This window comes from Bacillota bacterium, from assembly GCA_012518215.1.
Taxonomy (GTDB): domain Bacteria; phylum Bacillota; class Dethiobacteria; order DTU022; family PWGO01; genus JAAYSV01.
Genome location: JAAYSV010000003.1, coordinates 1 through 18735, shown reverse-complemented (window position 1 = coordinate 18735; position 18735 = coordinate 1). Strand labels below are relative to the sequence as shown.

At 53.0% G+C, this 18735-nt stretch carries 9 protein-coding genes; 3 read left to right on the top strand and 6 right to left on the bottom strand.

What is annotated here, in order from left to right; genetic code table 11:
• Positions 1-10: 10 nt before the first annotated feature.
• Entirely contained in the window at positions 11-1612 is a 1602-nt protein-coding gene (locus tag GX364_00105; GenBank protein NLI69255.1) for a carbohydrate kinase, read from the top strand.
• A 1455-nt stretch (positions 1613-3067) separates the two neighbouring features.
• Here the strand turns inward: GX364_00105 and GX364_00100 are convergent.
• The 6 genes from GX364_00100 to GX364_00075 all read right to left on the bottom strand — a co-directional run bounded on the left by GX364_00100 (position 3068) and on the right by GX364_00075 (position 15466).
• Positions 3068-7405, bottom strand: coding sequence for a hypothetical protein (locus GX364_00100; GenBank protein ID NLI69254.1), 4338 nt, complete (start codon positions 7403-7405; stop codon positions 3068-3070).
• A 404-nt stretch (positions 7406-7809) separates the two neighbouring features.
• Positions 7810-10773: a DUF342 domain-containing protein gene (locus GX364_00095; protein ID NLI69253.1), complete on the bottom strand. Its 2964-nt coding sequence runs from the start codon at positions 10771-10773 to the stop codon at positions 7810-7812.
• 72 nt (positions 10774-10845) lie between these two features.
• Positions 10846-11973 (bottom strand): phosphoserine transaminase, encoded by a 1128-nt coding sequence (locus GX364_00090; GenBank protein NLI69252.1) that lies wholly within the window; start codon positions 11971-11973, stop codon positions 10846-10848.
• Positions 11974-12017: 44 nt separating this feature from the next.
• Positions 12018-13241, bottom strand: a complete 1224-nt coding sequence (locus GX364_00085) for an ornithine--oxo-acid transaminase (GenBank protein ID NLI69251.1) — start codon at positions 13239-13241, stop codon at positions 12018-12020.
• A 74-nt stretch (positions 13242-13315) separates the two neighbouring features.
• Positions 13316-14644, bottom strand: coding sequence for a DUF362 domain-containing protein (locus GX364_00080; GenBank protein NLI69250.1), 1329 nt, complete (start codon positions 14642-14644; stop codon positions 13316-13318).
• A 318-nt stretch (positions 14645-14962) separates the two neighbouring features.
• Positions 14963-15466, bottom strand: a complete 504-nt coding sequence (locus GX364_00075; protein NLI69249.1) for a helix-turn-helix domain-containing protein — start codon at positions 15464-15466, stop codon at positions 14963-14965.
• 311 nt (positions 15467-15777) lie between these two features.
• On the opposite strand from GX364_00075, the gene GX364_00070 reads away from it, so the two are divergent.
• Both GX364_00070 and feoB read left to right on the top strand, forming a co-directional pair.
• Positions 15778-16020: a ferrous iron transport protein A gene (locus tag GX364_00070; protein ID NLI69248.1), complete on the top strand. Its 243-nt coding sequence runs from the start codon at positions 15778-15780 to the stop codon at positions 16018-16020.
• A 174-nt stretch (positions 16021-16194) separates the two neighbouring features.
• Entirely contained in the window at positions 16195-18303 is a 2109-nt protein-coding gene (feoB, locus tag GX364_00065; protein NLI69247.1) for a ferrous iron transport protein B, read from the top strand.
• The last annotated feature ends 432 nt before the right edge of the window (positions 18304-18735 follow it).

The window sequence follows — 18735 nt, the reverse complement described above, 5'->3', positions numbered from 1 at the left end:
AGGGATATTTTTGCAGGAACCCATCCGTGTTATCACTTACGATGTAGGAACTTCGGGGGTCAAAACTTCCCTGCTGGAGATCGGTAATGAGATTGAATTGCTGAGTTCGGAATACTCCACATATGAACTCTTCATTCTGGAGGATGGGGGCGCCGAACAGGACCCGGAAGAATTGTGGGAAGCGATGTGTACGACAACACGGGGCATCCTCACCGGCAGCGGGATTGATCCCCGGGATATTGCCGGTATCTCTTTCTGTTCCCAGATGCAAGGGGTGGTTCTTGTTGATCAGAATGGCAAGCCCCTCCGGCGACTGATGAGCTACATGGATCAACGTGCCAGAAAGGAACTGCAGGAAGGGCTGGGGCATGGCCTGATGGTTTCCGGTGTCAACGTCTTCAAATTGATCCAATCGCTACGGGAAACGGGCGCAGTTTCGGCCAGTGTGAAGGATCCCGTATGGAAATACAAATGGGTAGAAAACAACGAGCCCGAGATCTTCCGCAAAGTCTACAAGTGGCTCGATGTAAAAGAGTATCTGATCGCCCGCTGTACGGGGCAGTTCATCATGACCGAGGACTCCGCCTTCGCCTCCTTGCTTTACAATATACGTGAAGGGAAAAAAGGGTGGAGCGAAAAAATATGCAGGATGCTGGGTGTGAATATGAACCATCTGGCAGAAATCAGAAAATCAACCGACAAGGTCGGCGAAGTGACTGCGGAGGCGGCGGCCGAGCTGGGGCTCCTGCCCGGAACGGCTGTCTTCGGCGGTGGCGGTGACGCCTCCCTGATCGGCGTGGGTGCCGGCTCCGTTGCCCTCGGCGACACCCATATATACGCGGGTACATCCGGATGGGTCTCCACGGTTGTTGACAGATCCATTGTCGATCCCTTTGCCATGATTGCCGCGATCGTCGGAGCGCAGCACGGTAAATTCAACTATTTTGCCGAACTGGAGACTGCCGGTAAATGTTTTGAGTGGGTGAAGGATCATCTGGCGCTGGACGAGATCGGGATCTATCTCCAGAAAAAGACGATCGATGAATCTGCAGAACAGATATACAAAAGTCTTTATGATTATCTCTCCCACGTGGTCGACAGTATCCCCGCCGGCAGCAGCGGTGTAGTCTTCACACCGTGGTTGCACGGCAACCGCTGTCCTTTTGAAGATCCCAACGCACGTGGAACGTTCTTCAACATCAGCCTGGAAACGGGGAAAACAGAACTGATCCGCTCCGTACTGGAAGGCATCTGTTTTCATCTGGCCTGGATGCTAGAAGCTCAGGAGAAAAAAATAAGGATATCACCGACAGTCCGTTTCGTGGGCGGAGGCGCCCTGTCAGATGTCACCTGCCAGATTCTTGCCGATGTCCTGGGCCGGAAAGTGGAGACGGTGGATAGCCCCCAGAATGTGGGGACAGTCGGTGCAGCGGTGGTGATTGCCGTCGGCCTGGGAGTGTTCTCCTCCTTTGAAGAGGCCAAGAAACATATCCCTGTGACCAGAACATTTCATCCCGATTCCGGCAACAAGGAGATCTATGATCGCAATTATGCCGTGTTCAAAAATCTGTACAACAGCAACCGGAAAAATTTCAAGCTCCTGAATGAATAAAACATCAAGGTGGCAGAAAAATGAGAGAACAAAAGGGACAATAGAAAAATACAACCTTTCCTATTGTTGTACTGTCATTCAAAGGGAGCCGCAGGCGACTGAAGCCAGGCACAGCGTTTGCCTTTACCCGAGATTCCACGCTGCGCTATCCTTACCATCAAAAAGCATCATTTCTGCCAACACCATTACCCGGAACACAACGTCTGCGTAATGCGAAACACCGCTTGCTCTGAATGACAACGTAAAAGCCCTGCACGCTGGAATAAACTGATGCGACAGTCAACATCGCATTCATCAAGCATAACATCGCCCTATTGCCCGAGATTCCACGCTGCGCTATCCTTGCCAGCAAAAAGCGTCATTTCTGCCAACACCATTATCCGAACACAACGTCTGCGTAGTGCAAAACACCACTTGCTCGGAATGACATGGGGGAGGGCGCCGCAGGCGGCCAAAGACCCCCCGGTCAATTCACCCACTGCCGGATAAAGAAAGAAGCACAACCTGTCATTCTGAGGGAGCGGCTTTTTTTACCGCGACCGAAGAATCCCCTCCTCGAACACCACTCACTGCCGGCATAAACTGGTTCCTGGCTTTTATCTTTTCCCCGTACCGATATGTTGGCGACAGCGACATAGAGTGAATGATTGCCATAGCCGGTGAAGGCGAGGAAGCGAAACGGGACTGCCGACGTGATGTGACAGTGTATTACCTGTCAGATTCCTCGCGGCGCTATTCTTTTACTCCAGTGTTATCATTTCTACATCATTTTTCACTGTTGCTTTATGTTAGCGTTCTTGTTAAGACCGCTTGCTCGGAATGACAGGGGGGGAGGTCGCCGCAGGCGACCGAGGAACCCTACTGCCAGAGAAAAAAAAGGTACAACCTGTCATTCTGAGGGAGCGGCGTTATTTGCCGCGACCGAAGAATCCCCTCCTCGTACACAGCCTACCATCGCTATAAACTGGTTCCTAGGCTTCTCTCTTTCCCCCGTACCGATATGTTGGCGACAGCGACATAGAGTGAATGGTTGCCATAGCCGGTGAAGGCGAGGAAGCGAAACGGGACTGCCGACGTGATGTGACAGTGTAGTACCTGTCATTCTGAGGGAGCCCTGCTTTTGGGGCGACCGAAGAATCCCCTGGTTGACCACACTCACTCCCTGAACCGTTCTTTATGCTATGGCCCATGAACGGCCAAGTCGCCAAGCCAACATATAAAAAAAGAAAGAGTTAAAGTCAGGCAGCCAATGGAACCCATGTCAATACCACTTACTCGGGGGAGAAGCTATTTCCTGGTTTTTATCTTTTCGCATACCCACAAAAAGAGGGCTTCAATTCCTGAAGAATCCCCTCCTCGTACACCACTCACTACCGGCATAAACTGGTTCCTGGATTTTATCTTTCCACCGTACCGATATGTTGGCGACAGCAACATGGAGAAATGGCCCTCGGTTTACACTCCCCTTGACATCATATTCTGCTGAGCCTGGAAGACAAGGCTGTTGATAAATTCGTCGCGGTTGGCATTGTCCCGCCCATCATAATAAACAGAGATGATGGGTATGCCGATCTCCTCGCTCAGAAATCCCTGTTGTGCCTCGCAGGTAGAGGCCGGCATGCAGGTGAATGGACCCACAAAAATTGCCCCGGCCACCCTCTCCCTACCGGCCAGTGCCGCCGTTCTTCCCATGGTCATCGGCGGTTCCCCGGCGGTATGTTCCGGAATATATTTGGTTGATTTCATTCTTATTTCCCGGGGCGAAGGCTCCTCCAGCCCATGGAGCAACGAAGCCGCTGCCTGATCCAGAAGATGCTCGTCACGCAAGGCCAGCCAGTGAATACCCTTGTAGCCCAACTTGTTGAAATAGCGGAAGGGGCCGCCAACCAGTGAGTGATCCAACTTGGCTTTGCGGTAGTTGGTGTAAGTCGTGTAGATGAAAAATTCGGTCGCCGGAGCAAAATAAACTTCCCCCCCGGCAGCCTCGACCCGCCTGATGATGTCCTGGTTATTGCGGTCATCGATACGCACATAGAATTCCCCGGAAATCAGAATGCGCGGGCGGGGATCACCATTGTTGCGGGGAATGGCTGCAAAACGTGATGCTGCCTCCGCAATCACCTTCTCCAGGGGGGCAAGGTGACTCCCACCGAGCAGCTGAAACAAATTGAAACGATGGGTGCGCAGGATGGCATAAACTTTTTCCACATATTCGTTGAAGAGAGCATCAGTTGTACCGGCTTCAAGTTCATAGGGCCGTGTGACATGTGCCATCTTGTAGAGCAGGTCAATGGCCAACATGCCATCATAAACAGCCACCACGAAGGCAGGGCCAAACCTGCCGATGAGCTCGTTAGTCTTCACCGCACAAACCTTGCGGGGGCCATACCCGGCGCGGTCCATGAGCATGGATTGTGCCGAGGCATACAGCCCGTAGCGGCAAGGCCCGCAAGCCCAACCCTGGAATAAAACGAGGTCATCTTCTTCGATCTCGCCGGGATTGTTTTGCGCGTATTCAAGGTAGTCCTGCATGTTCTGGATGAACGGCAGGCATTCATCACCGTTGGTGTAGCGCCGGGCCAGGGTCAGATCCCGGTCTTCACTGCGCAAAAGATCCGCTGTCTCCAGCCCATAATTTTTGAAGAGGGCAGCAAAAACCCCCGAATGACGGGAAGGGTTGGGAATCAAGATCTTCTTCCAGCTGCGGTCATTGGCCGGGGTTGTCCGGGGCGAGTAAAAAGGAACGCTGACACTTTTTTTGCGCGAACGGCAGGTATTCTTGAAAGCTTCCAGGCGGGTGATCATCCCCGCCGGGGCAGTATGTTCATCCAGGGTGAGGCGCAGGTATCCACCGATGTTGTCCAGGAAATGGCGAAGCATGGAGTTGGGCCCGCACCGGAAAGGATCCTGCAGCACCAGATGAAACTGGGGTAGGCCCGTTTTCGCCGCATGTTCATTCAAAAATTGCGCTGCCAGGGCCCCTGAAATCATGCTCTGGGCCTGGGCTGCATAGATGTTGTCCATATCCCCGATCTTCTCCTTCAGATAGCGCCGGAAATCAGCGCGGAGAGGCTCGAGGAAAGATGAACGAATCCTGCCTTCGTACCATCCACGCAGATATTCAAGGAGAAAATCTTGCGGCAAGGCGATCAGCCCCCGTTTGGCTGCATGTGACATCAGATCCTTGGATACAAATGTGTCATAGAGGGTGTAGGAGCGTCCCAGAGTAAGAGCCACCACCAGTTCCGGTTTCTCCCGAAGCCCTTCGATGACCTGGCATGCTTCCAATTCGATCAGCCGCTGAAAATTTCCCTGGGCCTTGTAAGCGTCCTTGAGTGCACGCCGAAAAAGTGAGGGAGAATATCTGTTTCCAAGCAATTTGGCGGCCAGGGGCCTCAGCTGTGCGGCTATATGTGCAGAACCGGCGCGGAAATTGAGCTGTGCATGCAATACCTTTTCATCCGCGATCTTCAGGGAATGCACGGTATAGCCCCGGACCATCATCAGCAAGGGACAGGCCAGTTGACGCGGCCATGTCCCGGCCCAGGGTAGGGGTTCAAGATCGACAATCTCCGGGATGAAGATAAAATCGGGATCATCCTTGACCAGTTGATGATAATGGCCAACCAACACCTCGACCGGGTAACACATATCCGCCGCCAGGCTATTCTTGCCATGTTCCAGCAACTCTTCACCCGATCGGCCGCTCAGGACAACCCTGGCTCCCAGGGTGCGGAAGAAAGCCGCCCAGAACGGATATAGTTCATGGAAAAGTCCGCTGCAGGCAATGCCCACCTCCACGCCCTCCGACAGGGGTTGGCCGGCACTCTCGTAAAATATTTTCTCCCTGATTTTCAGGTAATCGGGAAAATCGACACTTCCCTTTTTACGCTCCAGCTCGGAATAACGCCCGCAACGGTCGCCGTAGATAAATTTGGAACCATCCTTGAACCTGATTATGTCCAGGCGGCAGTTATGTTCATGGGGGCATGAAGCCCGACAAGGCCTCTTTTCCAACGTGTAATCATTGAGATGCTTCAATGTATGAGGTGGCCTGGCAGGCATTCCTTCCTCGATATAAAATGACCTGGCAACCAGTGCCGCTCCCAGTGCCCCGGTCAACTCCGGACGCGGGGGAACGAAGACTTCTTTCTCGCACTTCTCTGCAAATGCAGCAGCCAGGGCGTGGTTCTTGGCCGTCGCTCCCGTGAAGATCAGTCTTCCCTCGATCATCCTGTTTTCCACGGTTTTGCTCAGATAATTGCAGGCCGAAGAGTAGGCCAGGCTGGCCAACTGGGCCTCCAGGGGCAGCCCCCTGGCGGCTGCCGAAACCAACGTTGTCTGGGAAAGAAGCGTGCAGGTATCCCCCAGATCGATGGCGAAATCTGCTTGAAATGCTTTCCGGGAAAACTCTTCCTTGATACTTACACCTAGCAACTCGGCCAGGTTCTCCAGAAAGGTTCCCGTGCCCGCGGCGCACACCGGATTCATGTTGTAGTCGCTCAGGAGGCCGTCCTTGATCTGCACGAACTTGGAATCCTCGCCTCCGATCTCGATGATGGAGAGGGTATGATCGTCGTAAAGCGATTTCACCCCCTCCGCCTGGCAGGTGATCTCGTCCACGGCATAATCGGCATCAAGAATTTTCTGGGCCAGGAAACGCCCCGACCCGGTAGTGCAGGACACCAGTACCGTATCTTCCTTCAGAAGGCCGCCGTACTGCTGGTCGAGTTCCTTCATCAGTTCCAGCACCTGGAGTGCGGGACGCCCGGCAGTGGGCAGATAGATCCCGCCGACAAAACGCCCGCTGCCGTCAATCAGGGCACATTTGGTAGATACCGAGCCACAATCCACCCCCAGATAGACGGTGGAGAGATCAAAGGATTCCTCTGCCTCCGCGTCACTTCCGTAGAAAACCTTCCCGGGATCAAGGGCAGGAAGCGGATTTTCGGGAGTGTAAATTTCCAGCCCCCGAAGCCCCGGATTTATTGCCGACAACGGCAACACCGTCCCACCTACGGCTGCCCCGATAGCATTGACATACTCATGGTCGGGTGGAACTTCAATCTGCACATCACGCTCCTGGCAGTATTCTTCCAGGCACTTGATGATCGCAGGATTGTTGGCCACGCCCCCTACCACGACCAGGGTTCCGGGCCCGGTGATCCGGTTCTGGGCTACCCCCGCTACCACCAGATCCACCAACGCTTTCGCCATCCCGGCAGCCACCGCCGCCTGTGAAGCTCCTTCGTTGATGGCATGGGTCATATCCGATTTGGCAAAGACAGCGCAACGGCCCGAAATCTTCACCGCCGTCCCCGATTGCAATGCCACCTCCGCCAGTTCCCGATCATTGTAGCCCATCCGTGTAGCCTGCTGGTACCAGAATGAACCGCTTCCCGCGGCACATTGCCCGTTGCGGTTGAAGAAAGTAACGGTGTCCTCCGGCCCGAGTTCAAGGTAGTACATATTCTCGTGGCCCAATGCCAGCACGGATCTGGCCTTGATTTTCCGCGCATGAAGCCCTGCCTGCAGAGCTTTCACTTCGAGGATCGGTTTTATGTTCATGTTGTCAGCAATCAAGTTCGCATTGTTGCCTGTTACCCCTATCTTTACCTCCCCCGGCTCCATTTCATCCAACATGCGTTCCAACGATTCTCGTGCTGCCGCAGCAGGGTCGCCGGCGGTGGGTATATACAATTTTTTGATTATTTTTCCGCTCTCTTCATCCCATAACACACTTTTAACGGCAAAGACTCCGACATCAAGTCCCAGCCCCGTAGCAACCTCCATTTCACCCGTATCACGGCCGATAGCAATTCACTCCTTGTTTATGGTTTTTCCACTGCACCAATCTAACACATATTGTGACATTCAATCACACTTGCCAACTCATCCCGTCCATGATATTAAATTATATTCATGAAGTCAATCGACACTTTTGTTCACATGGACAACGATTGCAATTGTTCTATCTGATGTGATTGCACATAGATAATTCATGATATCTGTGTTCTGATAATGTTGAAGGGATAGTCGCTGTGATGAGATAATGCAGATCAAGAATGTTGATTGTTGCTGACCAATTGTCTCGTCTTCAATGGCCCTGGTGTATTCCCCATTTTACAATAACTTCGTCGTCGGCCACGGCGAATGCCAGACCTCTTCCATCAGAGAGCATTCATGGAAAAACGTTCCTACCAGTATGATACCTTTACTTTGTTCTCCGCTTCGTCATAATGGATGATAACTCTGTTGTATGTGGAAGCGAGCATGAAGGCGCTATCTCCAATCTTTATCCTTGTACCTTCATATACCTTCCCCAGTTTGATCGCGTTCCCGTCCGGGACCTGCACCAGCCCCTGTGCAATCGACGTTCCCGGGCTGCCCAGTTCCCCGACGAAAATATCCCCGCCGGCCTTGATATGACCACCGCGGAATAATCGCTGCACGATCACCTTCCCGCCACATTCAAAAGTGGAATTGTAAACCCCGGGACCATCAATAATGATGTCGCCGGTGCATTCCAGCTTGCTATTCTGTGCATAACGTCCGATGATATCTTGTTTTTTAGCTGCCAGCGGAGCAAGGATGTTGATGGCTTCACTGATCAGGCGATGAACCCTTTTCAGGGACTGCTCATCCCTGGCCTCCAACAACCCCTCTTTCAGGAAAAATAAGATCAGTTCATTCAGTATTCTGGCCGCCGTGTCGGGGATGGGAAACCGGGTTCTCTCCAGAAGCAGCTTCTCGATTCTTTCTGCCAGATCGAATACCTCGGGAAATTTTACCTGCAAAATACGGTTCAATATCCGGGGAAAATCGCCGGTGTAGAGCTTGCGTTTTTCGGTCATGACTTCCACGATCTGTTTGTAGTTTTCCACGGCAGCCCCCATGGATGTCTTCAGGAAATTCAGATTCTCTCGCAATTCCCGGCAGAGCAGCGACAACCCCCCGGCCATGACATCGCTATTGATGCAGTTGCCGCCAATGTTCACGTTGCCGCCCGCGGAAATGTATGCCCCGGTGGTGTTCTCGGTGATATGGAGATCCCCATCGGCACTGACACCCATGCCCTCGTCAACAAAACCTTCGACCCTGAGATGCCCCTTGAAACTGACATTTCCCGTATTCATGCTCACATTGCCGTAATGGACATAATATGGATCGATCTTGAAGGCCGCCTCGCGTCCTTTCCTGATCACGGGCCGCCCTTTTGCCTCCGCGATCACCATGGTCCGATCCTCATTCAAGGCAACACCGTCCCGGCAGATAACGCTGGCTTCCTTCACCGGCGGAGGAGGCAGTTCATGGCCCCTGACACTACGGCCGGCCTCCCCTTCCACCGGGGGATGAATGACCCCCAGGAAATCGCCTTCGTTCACCTGGGGGATAATGTAGCGTTCACGATAATTTACCCTGGCCACTTCCTCGTCGTAGACCACCTTTTCTTTCTCGGTGGAGACCAGATATTCCACATACCCATCTACCCCGTTCTGCACCGGGTCTCCCCGGGCAACAACCTTGTTCAAGGGGATGTCCGAAGCGGAGAGTTCCTCCAGGGCCTCGCCATCAATGCCGTAAACAACCCCATTTTCTTTCAGGACAGCCAGGATCTCTTCTCTCAGAACCCTGCGGTGAACCTTCTCCGTCCGCTCCGCCTGAAGCTTCAGATGGTTGGATGGTTTCTGGTCCAGCAGTGTGTAGGTGATCCGCATCTGGGGAGCAGCCTCCACCTCGGCGCTCAATTCATCCCTGGCGATGGAAAGATCTATCCGGGCCGGCACTGTTTCATCAACAGGTTTGAGAACGATCCCGTCCTCTGCATACACATTTTTCCCGCGCTCGACCAGTTCGCCGTTGATGATCACTTCCACTCCCTCGCAAGGCTCCAGGCTAGCCGGATCCCCCAGGCCGTAGGGGCTCAATACCCCTATCTTCCCATCCTTGATCCAGACCAGGCCGTCCATTGCAAGGTTCAGATGCTCCTTCGCCACCGCCGCCCACGAAAACTTTTCACCGACCGTCTTCACAGCATTGAGAGCCAGGCTACGGCGAAGGGGCTCCGTGCCCAATATTCTTTCAACGGCCAGCCGTATATCATCATTGCTCCTGGGATTGACAATCAGGGCATCCCGGTTGTTGCTCAGAAAGACTCTTGCGGGGGATGCCGCCGAAACTACCACCGGGGCTCCGCAGGCCATGGCTTCCATCAACGCCGGGTCGTGGCGCCCCGAAAGGGTAAGATCGATATATGCTCCGGCGCGGCGGTAATAGGAAACAAGCAGTTCCCGGTCGGTAATCCGGGGGAACATGATACGTTCTTCCAGACCGTAATCCTGGGCGATTTTCGCCAGTTTATCTTTCTGGAGTGCATCCCGGCGGTCGGTGGTCTTTCCGTATGTACCGATGATCAGAAAGAGATGGGGGTGTTTTCCGGCCAACGCGGCAAAAACATGAATGAGCCTGTCCAGACCATGATGAAGGTTGTTGCGAGCCATGGTCAGAACATAACGCTCTGGCAAACCGACATCATCTTTCTCTTCCCCTTTCAATGCCGGAAAGAAGATGCCGGTATCCACACCCGGGGGGATCACGGCGACGTTCTCCCCTTCATATCTGTAGGAGTCCCGGTAATCGGCCCGTTCCGTGTTTTTCAAGGCTATGATTCCACGGGCTTTCTTGAAAATATTCTTTTCCAGCTCGACAAGTTTTCTCTGATGTCGCCGCTCGGAATCCAGTTCCGGAAAGTCTCCCCCATCGCCCCCCTGCAGGGCAAGGGAATGGGGCGTATGCATGAACCAGGAGCCTGACCGTTCCACAATTTTAATGGCTGCATATCCTGCTTCCCAGCCATGAGAATGAAAGAATTCATAGTCTATTTCCCGCTCATGAATGTAGCCGAGAATCCCATCGGCAACCGAATCCAGCACCGGCAACAGATCCTCCGTATCCTCGGTCCAGGGCGGCGCAGGTAAATAAACAATTTGTACATCTTCATTTACCTGTTCCACCTTCTTCTCTTTGCCATGGTTTCCGGTAAAGATGTCGACCTTTCGACGTCCCTGTCGCGCCAGGGAAACTGCCAGACTCCGGACGTATTCCGCCCGTGCGGATCCCCCGTCCTCTCCAAGATTGATCATCGCCATTCTTTTTTCCATTGACATAATCTCCCTTGTTTGGAAGTCCTCTTACATTTTATTCTATAATGGGGCGGAATCTTCCTGCCAGTTTTACTCATGTCTTACCTGTTCGTAAGCCCACTCCAGCCACTGCATAACAATCTCAAGATCCTCTTTCTCCACGGTGGCACCGCACCAGAAACGCAACCCCGGCGGGGCTTTCCGGTATGAAGCGATGTCAAACGCAACATCTTCTTTTTCCAACAATTTCACCAGCTGCTTGACTTTCTCCCTGGGCAAGTCCAGTTTCAAGCAGACACTGGTGTTTGACCTTATCGCCGGATCGGAAACCAGGAAATCAACCCAGGGATGAACTGCCACGAACTCTTCCACGACCTGCAAATTGTCCTGGCTGCGCTTTATCAGGGCCGGCAGTCCGCCGATGGATTCCGTCCATCCGAGGGCAGCCAGATAATCCTCGTTGCAGAGCATGGAGGGGGTATTGATCGTGGATCCCTCGAAAATTTCCGCAGCCAGCTTTCCTCCTTCTTTGAGCTGGAAAATACGCGGCATGGGCCATGGCGGTGTATATCCCTCGATACGGTTTACCGCATGGGGGGAAAGCACCAGCATGCCGTGAGCAGCTTCGCCTCCCAGCACTTTCTGCCATGAGAAGGTCACGACATCAAGTTTCTCCCAGGGAATCTCCATGGCAAAAACGGCAGAGGTCGCATCACAGATGGTCAAACCTTCGCGCGTTTCCGCTATGAAATCACCGTTTGGAATTTTCACGCCGCTGGTCGTTCCATTCCAGGTAAAAACCACGTCGTGATCGAAGTCGACATCGCCCAGCTCGGGTAAAAAACCGTAATCTGCAGAGTAGATACGAACCCCGTCAAGCTGCAACTGTTTCTCTATATCCCTGGCCCAATTCATGCCAAAAGCCTCGAAGCATATCACATCCACCGGCCTTTCTCCCAGAAGGTTCCACAGTGCCATCTCCATCGCACCCGTGTCCGAGGCGGGAACTATTCCGAGAAGATAGCCGGCGGGAATACCCAGAATTTCCTTTGTTTTTTCGATTGATTTGTGTAGCCGCGCTTTCCCCGGGACACTGCGGTGCGACCTGCCCAGAAGGCTCCTGTCCAGCTTTTCCAGGCTGTAGCCGGGAAATTTGGGACAGGGGCCGGAAGAAAAACGCGGGTTGCGCGGTTTGAGCATCGGTCTCGATACTGCCATTTTATAAAGATCTCTCCTTGTCGCTGTTTATTTTACAGGGATGATCAGGGAGCATCCTGACACATCACCGCCTCGATTCTTTCCATGGCCCAATCTATCTCCTCTTTTTTGATGATCAGCGGGGGGGCAAAGCGGATGACGTTATCATGGGTCTCCTTGCATAGAATACCCTTCTCCTTCAAAGCTACACAGAGTTGGCGAGCATTGCCCCTATCTTTCTCGATCTCGAGGGCGATGAGCAGTCCCCGCCCCCTTATCTCCTTGATCCGGGGGCTGTTCATCCCTCGCAGGCAACGCATGAAGTAATCGCCGATGGCCGCCGCATTTTCTATGAGGCATTCCTCGATGATCACCCGGAGCGCCTCACGGGCCACGGCGCAGGCCAGTGGGTTGCCCCCGAAAGTGCTGCCGTGATCCCCGGGGAGAAAAACACCCAGAATATCATTGTTGGAGAGGACAGCTGAAACCGGATAAAAACCGCCCGAAAGTGCCTTGCCGATCAGGGTGGCATCAGCCTCGATCCCCTCGTGTTCCTCGGCCAGCATCTTTCCTGTCCTGCCCAGCCCGGTCTGTATCTCGTCCAGGACGAGGGCAATTCCGTGCCGGTCACAGATCTCCCTCACTTCCTTCAAATACCCATCGGGAGGTATGATTACCCCGGCTTCTCCCTGGATCGGTTCGACAAGGAACGCAACCGTATTCGGGGTGATGGCCCTCTCCAGGGCTTCACTGTCACCAAAAGGAATGCTTACAAAACCGGGGGCAAAGGGGCCGAATCCGTCGCGATAGCTTTCCTCGGTGCTGAAGCCGACGATAGCCAGGGTACGCCCGTGGAAATTGTTTTCGGCAACGATAACCTCCGCCTTGCCGTCGGGGATGCCTTTTTCCCGGTACCCCCACTTCCTCACCGCCTTGATTACCGTTTCAACCGCCTCGGCGCCGCTGTTCATGGGCAGAACCTTGTGAGAACGGGTCATCTCACAAATTTCTTTGTAAAAGAGGGGCAGCTGGTCATTGCGGAATGCACGAGAAGTAATGGTCAGCTTTTCCAGTTGATCGATCATCGCCTTTTTGATTCGTGGATGGCAATGCCCCTGGTTGAGCGCCGAATATGCCGCCAGGCAATCGAGATATTTGCGCCCCTCGACATCATAGACCCAGATACCCTTGCCCCTGTTGATGACCACGTCCAGTGGCATATAATTGCGGGCACCGTACTGATCCTCCAGTCTGATAAAATAATCGGTGTTGTTTCCAATTTTCTCCATGATGAATCCTCCTCAAAAATACTGTTTCTGGTATTATATGTTTTGGGAAATATAGTGCCTTCGGAACCGCACCGCTACTCCTCGACCCGGAAAAATGACTCGTCAAACTCCGGTTTATCATCATAGCGAGCCATGAAAAGCCCGGGCAGGGTATCGATCTGTTCAAAGAGGAACGGATCGGCATCTATCCCCGCCTCGTGCAGTGCCGCCAGTACATCCTCGGCCGCTGGGGGACAGCCCTTGACAGCTATCATGCGGTTGATTTTCGGATTATCCTTGTGAGCGTTGTACATGCACTGGCCCAGCAGGATGGTCGCCCCCATACCCTCGGACGGCTCCATGGATTTACCGGTCAAAACTTCGATCTTCTTCCAGGGTTCCCCCTTCCATGCATAGCGGATAGCATTGAGAACCAGCCCGTTGTAGGCAGAACAGTAAGTGCACATGGTCAGATCGAACTTGCGATAAAAAAGACCCGAGATCCCCTGACGCGCCAGGGCAGCAGGCATCTCCCCCTCTTCATTCTTGACATACTCAAAATCGTGGGGATGATACGAGGAAACTTCCTCCACACTTTCCCCCACCACATCGATATCTGATAGATCAGTGGCTCTTCCTCTGTTCCGTGCTGCCAGTGCCAGATATGGAACCTTCCCCGGTTCATGGCCCAGCAGCCTGGCTCCCACCAGATCGGCGGAAAGAGGATCGGGGGAAGCTACCAGAAGATTGCTCCGCCTCATCCTACCGTCAAAGGAAGGCCCCCTTTCCAGCGAATAGATCCCGTCGATCACGGTGAGCATGGGCGGCATCCGATCGGCCAACCGGGAAACATGGAAGTGAAGATCTTTTTGCGGATCGGCGCTGTGGCATTTTTTCCGGGAAGAGATATCGATGGTTCCTTTCAGGTTCTTGATCCCCAGGCTGACCACGGTCTGGTTGTGGGACTTCAACACCGGGACACTGACCACGAAATCGCTATTGATGATATCCTCGTTGAATTTCAGGTTGATGCCATCTCCCAGATCAACCGATGTGAAAGGGCGGGTCATGACATTGATATATTTTACACCGTATTTCCGGCGGAGGTTCTCGTACCCAAGAGTGTTGAATGCATGCTCGGGGGTCTCCGTATCCTTGCGATCAACGACGATCCCCTCGCCGATGGTTATATGATCTATTCCATGTTCCTTCAGAAGAACGACCACATCCTCGATGATCCGTGAGGTGGTGATGACCCCCCACTTGGGGAAGGCGCAGGCTTTCGTCCAGAACACGATATTGGGCTTGATAAAAACGCGGGCATTGGCAGGCATGTGATCAAGGCCCTTGCAGCTTGAAACCACTTCACGTACCGATTCATAAGGCTTTTCATAACGCACGATCGAAACCAGATACTTGTCCATGAAACAGCAGACCTCCTTCATACAAACGCGTACCGGTCAGCCAACCTGTCCCACGATGCGAACGATTCAATTTTAGCATATAATGGCGATGCGGTCACCTGTTACCCCCAACAAATATGATGTTTTCCCGTGCAAGAAAGATAAAAATCTTTGAACAATAGCGGCATCATTTCCCCCCGGACCGGCCGGGGTAAAGGAACGGTCATGAGCGTGGGTGGGCTACACATCTTCCGTGCCACGGGACACGGGGCAGGGGCGGAACGGAAAAACAGGTGAAAAGAGAACGAGTGTGCCGCAGAAAGCAACATTGCAACTGAATTATTCATTCTTTTTCCATGCAAGTTCATGACTCTGTTTGAAGCTGTTAAAACGGCGGATTACATCGGGGTTCATTCTCAGAAAAAGATTCAACATATGCATATTCTGCAACGTGGCCGGGCTCACATGGTGTTCGATCATCTCCGTCTCTTTCAACAGACTATCCTCATCGCTCAACACCGCCATGAACTCTTCGATGATGCGATGGCGCTGCAACAAGAATTCTCCGATCCTGCTTCCCTGTTCGGTCAGAAAAATAATACCGTATTTTTCATATTTTAAAAAACCCATGTCCGCAAGTTTTTGCACCATCCTGGAAGCCGACGACGGTTTCACATTCAATCTTTCTGCAAGAGCATTGATCCGTACATGATCCCGCTCGAGGATACCACGATAGATCATTTCCAGATAATCTTCCATCGCCGGGGTCAAAGTTTTCTCCTCCTGATCTTTAAGTTCGTAGCCTCGCACGGTATAAAAATCCCGCTTTTTTTTCTTCTTCATTCCGCCCCTTCCAATCTACCCTTGATGGACAGAAACAAAATATGGCATCCCTGTCCTCCCCGGTCATGGCCATCAGTTCCGCAACCCGGATAAACCATACCCCGACAATTACATTTCCCCCTGTTAACCTATATTCAAGATACACCCCGTTTAATGCCCTGCCCCGTGAAAATGCGAGATGTTTGCTACCGGCGATGTAACACTTGTCAAAAAAGGCCATATATTGGTTTAGGAAAACTTGTTTTCCCGCCGCTAGGGTGGCAAAAATAAAATATTTCACAAATTATTGATCCCGGAAGAGGGGTTTTTCAATGAAATACACCTTGCTCCCCATGCATCAGTTACCACCTGGTGAGAAAGCCAGGGTAAAAATAATGAATTGCCGCGGAAAAATCCGCCGCCGGATGCTGGATCTGGGGATTGTCCATGGAACAGAAATAGAACTACTGATGAGAAGCCCCTCCGGTGACCCTTCGGCATACTTTATCCGGGGAGCAGTGATTGCTCTCCGCGCAGACGTAGCCTCCCAGATCATGGTAGGAATATCGATGTAACCGTCAGGCGGTAATGACAGCCTCCGGCACAATCTTATCATACCTTTTTGCAAGGCTACAATTTTTACAACCTTGAAAAGAAAAAAATGGCGGTGGAAAATGTTTTTCAGTTTCAGAAACAAACCCGGTGGAATTGTATCTCCACGGAGAAAATATCCGACGGGAAAAACATGGATGCCGGACGGCACTGAAACCCCGGATGTGGCCCTGGCCGGCAATCCAAACGTGGGCAAGAGCACACTCTTCAACAGTCTTACCGGCCTCCGGCAGCATACCGGCAACTGGCCCGGCAAAACCGTTCTTGTTGCCACGGGAGAATGCCGCCACGGAGGTAAAACCTGTACCCTGGTGGACACTCCCGGCATCTATTCCCTCATATCCGCCTCGGGCGATGAGGAGGTCGCCCGCGATTACATCTGTTTCGGTCAACCGGCGGCCACGATCATCGTTGCCGATGCCACCTGCCTGGAAAGAAACCTTATTCTTGTTCTGCAAACCCTGGAGATAACCGGAAGGGTCGTTCTCTGTGTCAATCTTATCGACGAGGCCAACCGCAAAAAAATAAGTATCGATCTGGAAAAACTTTCTGTTGCCCTGAACATTCCCGTCGTAGCCACCAACGCCAGGGATAAGCAAGGATTGAAAAAACTGATGAAAGCAGTCCACCGGGTCGCAAGCACCGCGACGACGGGTTTGCACCCCATGCATATACGTTACAGCCACCCCATCGAGGAAGCTGTCGCCATGATCGAGCCCCGCGTCCGAAAACTGCTGGAAGGCCGCCCCCCGCTCGACAGCCGATGGACCTCACTCAAACTGATCGAAGGGGACCCTTCAATGATACGCGCCATCCATGAATACACGGGGACAGTGAACGCCGATACGGACCGTGACCTGGGTGAGGGGTTGGAGAAAGCCATGGCCCATCTGACCGAAAACGGGATCGGTCCCGAGCAATTCCGTGACCACCTGGCATCAAGAATCGTGCTGATGGCGGAAAATATTTGCCGGGACTCGGTTACCTTTGCCGACAAGCATTATACCCGCACCGACCGGCGTATCGACCGCCTCTTGACTTCAAAAACATTTGGAATACCCATCATGCTCGCCCTGCTTGCGGCAATATTCTGGATCACACTTGTCGGAGCCAATTATCCGTCCGCCCTCCTGGCCACTTTATTGTTCAAAGTGGAAAAAATACTGGAAGCCCTCCTATCATGGTGCGGGCTGCCCTTTCTGCTCGGGGATGTGATGCTCCGGGGAGTTTACCGCACGATCGCCTGGGTGGTGGCGGTAATGCTACCCCCCATGGCCATCTTCTTCCCCCTCTTCACCCTGCTCGAGGACCTGGGTTACCTGCCCCGGGTTGCTTTCAACCTTGACAACTTTTTCAGGAAGGCCGCCGCACACGGCAAACAGGCGTTGACCATGTGCATGGGATTTGGCTGCAATGCGGCGGCAGTGATTGGCTGCCGCATCATAGATTCTCCCCGGGAGAAACTTATCGCCATCATCACCAACAATTTTGTTCCCTGCAACGGCCGTTTTCCTGTTCTTATCGCTATCGCCACCCTGTTTATCGGCGGATCGGCCAGCGCGGGCATTCTCCGTCAGTCAGGGGCGGTGCTGGCCATCGTCGCCACGGTGGTCCTGGGGATAATAATCACCCTGACAGTATCGAAGATTCTTTCCCGGACAATTCTCAAGGGCCTGCCCTCCTCCTTTACCCTTGAACTCCCCCCCTACCGCAAACCCCGGTTGGGGCAAATAATAATCCGTTCCATCCTTGACCGCACCCTTTTTGTTCTGGGAAGAGCGCTAATCGTGGCTGCTCCGGCCGGTCTCCTCATCTGGTGCCTGACCAGCATTGAAAGCGGTGGCATGACTCTGCTTTCTCATCTAATTCTCCTTCTGACCCCCTTTGCCAGACTGTTTGGCCTGGATGGGTTTATCCTCGTAGCTTTCATCCTGGCCTTTCCCGCCAACGAACTCATCATCCCCGTCCTGGTCATGTGCTATGCCGCCACGGGAACCCTGGCCGAGCCGGAAAGCCTTGAAGGGCTGAGGGAACTCTTTGTCTCCCACGGTTGGACATGGGTTACCGGAATTTCGGTCATGCTGCTCACCCTGATGCATTACCCCTGCGGAACCACTTTGTTGACCATTCGTAAAGAAACGCAGAGTTGGCGCTGGACGGTGGCCTCGTTCCTGGTGCCCACGATAACAGGGCTTGCCGCCTGTTTCCTGTGGGCATGCTTTGCCCGGCTTCTGGGTTTTTTATGATGTTCCGTGTTTCTTGCTCGATATATTGGGAAGGTTATGGCGAAAGCAAGGTGTGATCGAGGAGGGGATTCTTCGGGAACTGAAGCTCTCTTTTGTGGGTATGCGAAAAGATAAAAACCAGGAAATAGCTTCTCCCCTGAGTAAGTGGTATTGATGCAGGTTTCATTGGCCGCCTGACTTTAACCCCTTCTTTTTTTTATATGTTGGCTTGGCGACTGGGCCGTTCATGGGCCATAGCATAAAGAACGGTTCAGGGAATGTGGAGTCGACTAGGGGATTCTTCGGTCGCCCCAAAAAAAAGGGCTCCCTCAGAATGACAGGTAATACACTGTCACATCACGTCGGCAGTCCCGTTTCGCTTCCTCGCCTTCACCGGCTATGGCAACCATTCACTCTATGTCGCTGACGCCAACATATCCGTACGGGGAAAAG